Below are 2,458 nucleotides of genomic sequence, written 5' to 3'. Positions count from 1 at the left end.
GTCTCGGGGTGCGGCTCCGGGTTCTCTCGGGGGTGCCGGCGTCAGCCGAGCGGGGCCTTGGTGCGCAGGATCTCCAGGAAGGCGCGGAGCCAGGCCGGGTGGTCGGGCCAGGCGCGGGCCGAGACGACCACGCCGTCCACCACCGCCTCGCCGTCGACGAACTCGGCGCCCGCCGCCTTGATGTCGGGGGCCAGGGCCGGGTAGGCGGCGGTGCGGCGGCCGTCCAGCAGGCCGGCCGCGGCGGTGATCAGCGGGCCGTGGCAGATCTGGGCGACGGGCTTGTCCTCGGCGAAGAAGTGCCGGGCGATCCGCTGCACGTCGGGGTCGTTGCGCAGGTACTCGGGGGCGCGTCCGCCGGGGATGACGAGGGCCGCGTAGTCGGCCGGGTCGACGTCGGCGAAGGCGAGGTCGGCGGGCCAGGTGTAGCCGGGCGCCTCGGTGTAGGTGTCGAACCCCTCGACGAAGTCGTGCACCACGAACCGCAGGCGCTTCTTGGTCGGGGCGGCGATGTCGACCTGGTAGCCCTCCTCGCGAAGCCGTTGGTAGGGGTAGAACACCTCCAGTGATTCGGCGGCGTCCCCGGTGACGAGCAGGATCTTCGATGTCATCGCCGACATCCCTCCACGTGGTCGAGCCTCAGGTCCGGTACGGGCCCGGCGGTGGCGAACGGCCCGGGCCCGGTCCAACCTCCCGCACCGGCCGTACCGCTGGCAATGGGGCGCACCAGGCGTACGACGGCGCATACGGAGGCGCGTGCGCCGGTTGCGGGGAGTGCGCGCCGGTGGACCGCCCGGCTGCGGGGGCCGGCCGCCCGCGCCCTAGACTCCTGCTGCCCACGACCGTCCTGCCCCGGAGGAGCCCATGCCGGACCGCACCATCCACCTCGTCCTCCCCGGCTACCGGAGTTCCGGCCCCGAGCACTGGCAGACCCGCTGGGAGGCCGCCGAGCCCCGCTCCTTCCGCCGGGTCGAGCAGGCGGACTGGGACCACCCGCGGCGGACGGACTGGGTGGCACGGGTGGACGCGGCGGTGGCCGCGGCCGCCGCCGAGGGCCCGGTGGTGCTGGTCGCCCACAGCCTGGGCTGCGTCACCGCGGCCCACTGGGCGGCCACCGCGCCGGCCGAGCGGACCGCCGCCGTCCGGGGCGCGCTGCTGGTGGCCCCGGCGGACGTCGACACCGCCGAGGACCCGGAGCTGGTGGACTTCCGGCCGGTGACGTCGGCGCGTCTCCCCTTCCCGGCCGTCGTGGTCTCCTCGACCGACGACCCGTGGGTGTCCGCCGAGCGGGCCCGTGCCTTCGCCGCCGCCTGGGGCGCCCGGTACGTCGAGCCGGGCGCGTACGGGCACCTCAACGCCGACTCCGGGCTGGGCGACTGGCCGGAGGGCCGCGAACTGCTCGCCGGGCTGTGACCGCGGCGACGGGGGAAACGGGGGCACCGGGACGATGAACCGCAAGACGATGACCGGGCGCGGCCCGCGGGCCAGGCGCGTCCTCGTCCGGCTGCTGGCGGTGGGCGGGCTGGCCGCCGTCCTGCTCTACACCGAGGGGCAGTGGGAGAGCCGCTCGGGCGGGCGGATGCTGGTCGCCGACCTGCTCAACCGGCCGGAGCCGCTGCTCGGCGGGGCGCTGGCCGCGCTGATCGCGGCCGCCTGGCTGGGCGACCTGCGCACCGCCGTACGGACGGCCACCCGGACGGTCACGGTGACCGCCGGGGTGGTGTTCCTGCTCGGTGTGCTGTCCGCCCACAAGGTGTCGGCGGCCGAGACCCGCAGCCGGGAGGACGCCCCGGCCGGGGCCGAGAGCGTCCTGGTGGTGGTGCACCGCTCGTACGCCACCGGGCCGGGGGCGGGCGAGCACTGGCAGGTGCTGTTGGAGAGCGGCGCGGGGTGGTCGGCCCGACGGTGGTCGCTCGCGGACGTCGGCGGGGGCCCGGACGACGCCCGGCTGGTGGAGGCGAGCTGGACCGGGCGCTCGCAGGTCACGGTGGTGACCGACTCCTACCGGCGGGTGTTCAACCTCGACCAGGACAGCGGGGAGCCGGTCGAGGCGCGGTAGTCCGGCAGCGGGCGGCCGGCCGGGCGACCAGGCGGCCGGGCACGGGAGGGTGATTCATCCCCAGCCGAGGCCCAGCGCGTGCGCGCCGAGCGCCAGCAGTGCCGCGTTGCCGGCCGCGCCCAGCGCGGTGGCGGACAGGAAGCGCGCCCCCGTGCCCTCCGGGAAGGGGCTGAGGGTCATCGCGGACAGGAAACCCGGCATCGTCCACACCACCGCCGTCCACTGCCACCCGGCGGCGCCGTGCGACCCGGAGCGGATCTCCCGGGCGGCGGCGAGGCCGATCAGCAGGGAGCCCGCCAGGTAGCCGGTCGAGGGGCAGAGGACGGCGGGGACGCCGAGGAAGCTGTGCGGCATGCGGCCATCGTCCGCCGACGGGCCCCGGCCCCGCATGAGTACCCGTAC

4 protein-coding genes are annotated in these 2,458 nt (G+C 76.3%); 2 read left to right on the top strand and 2 right to left on the bottom strand.

The window, feature by feature from the left end; genetic code table 11:
• Positions 1-41: 41 nt before the first annotated feature.
• Positions 42-608, bottom strand: a complete 567-nt coding sequence (locus ACFRMQ_RS40140; RefSeq protein WP_380735850.1) for a DJ-1/PfpI family protein — start codon at positions 606-608, stop codon at positions 42-44.
• 253 nt (positions 609-861) lie between these two features.
• Here ACFRMQ_RS40140 and ACFRMQ_RS40135 point away from each other — a divergent pair, with 253 nt between their 5' ends.
• Both ACFRMQ_RS40135 and ACFRMQ_RS40130 read left to right on the top strand, forming a co-directional pair.
• On the top strand, positions 862-1,410 hold the full coding sequence (locus ACFRMQ_RS40135) for an RBBP9/YdeN family alpha/beta hydrolase (RefSeq protein ID WP_380735849.1): 549 nt from the start codon (positions 862-864) through the stop codon (positions 1,408-1,410).
• A gap of 34 nt (positions 1,411-1,444) precedes the next feature.
• Positions 1,445-2,056, top strand: a complete 612-nt coding sequence (locus ACFRMQ_RS40130) for a hypothetical protein (RefSeq protein ID WP_380735848.1) — start codon at positions 1,445-1,447, stop codon at positions 2,054-2,056.
• A 54-nt stretch (positions 2,057-2,110) separates the two neighbouring features.
• On the opposite strand, the gene ACFRMQ_RS40125 is transcribed toward ACFRMQ_RS40130, so the two are convergent.
• A complete protein-coding gene (locus ACFRMQ_RS40125) occupies positions 2,111-2,410 on the bottom strand; it encodes a hypothetical protein (protein WP_380735847.1) in 300 nt (99 codons plus the stop codon).
• Between the last annotated feature and the right edge of the window lie 48 nt (positions 2,411-2,458).

Source organism: Kitasatospora sp. NPDC056783 (genome assembly GCF_042789895.1).
GTDB lineage: Bacteria > Actinomycetota > Actinomycetes > Streptomycetales > Streptomycetaceae > Kitasatospora.
Note: the sequence above shows the minus strand (reverse complement) of the source record. Positions and strands in the feature narration are given on the sequence as shown.

Excerpts from the sequence above, each read along its gene's own strand:
- ACFRMQ_RS40135 (WP_380735849.1), top strand. The coding sequence starts at position 862 with ATGCCGGACCGCACCATCCACCTCGTCCTCCCCGGCTACCGGAGTTCC.
- ACFRMQ_RS40130 (WP_380735848.1), top strand. The coding sequence starts at position 1,445 with ATGAACCGCAAGACGATGACCGGGCGCGGCCCGCGGGCCAGGCGCGTC.
- ACFRMQ_RS40125 (WP_380735847.1), bottom strand. The coding sequence starts at position 2,410 with ATGCCGCACAGCTTCCTCGGCGTCCCCGCCGTCCTCTGCCCCTCGACC.
- ACFRMQ_RS40140 (WP_380735850.1), bottom strand. The coding sequence starts at position 608 with ATGACATCGAAGATCCTGCTCGTCACCGGGGACGCCGCCGAATCACTG.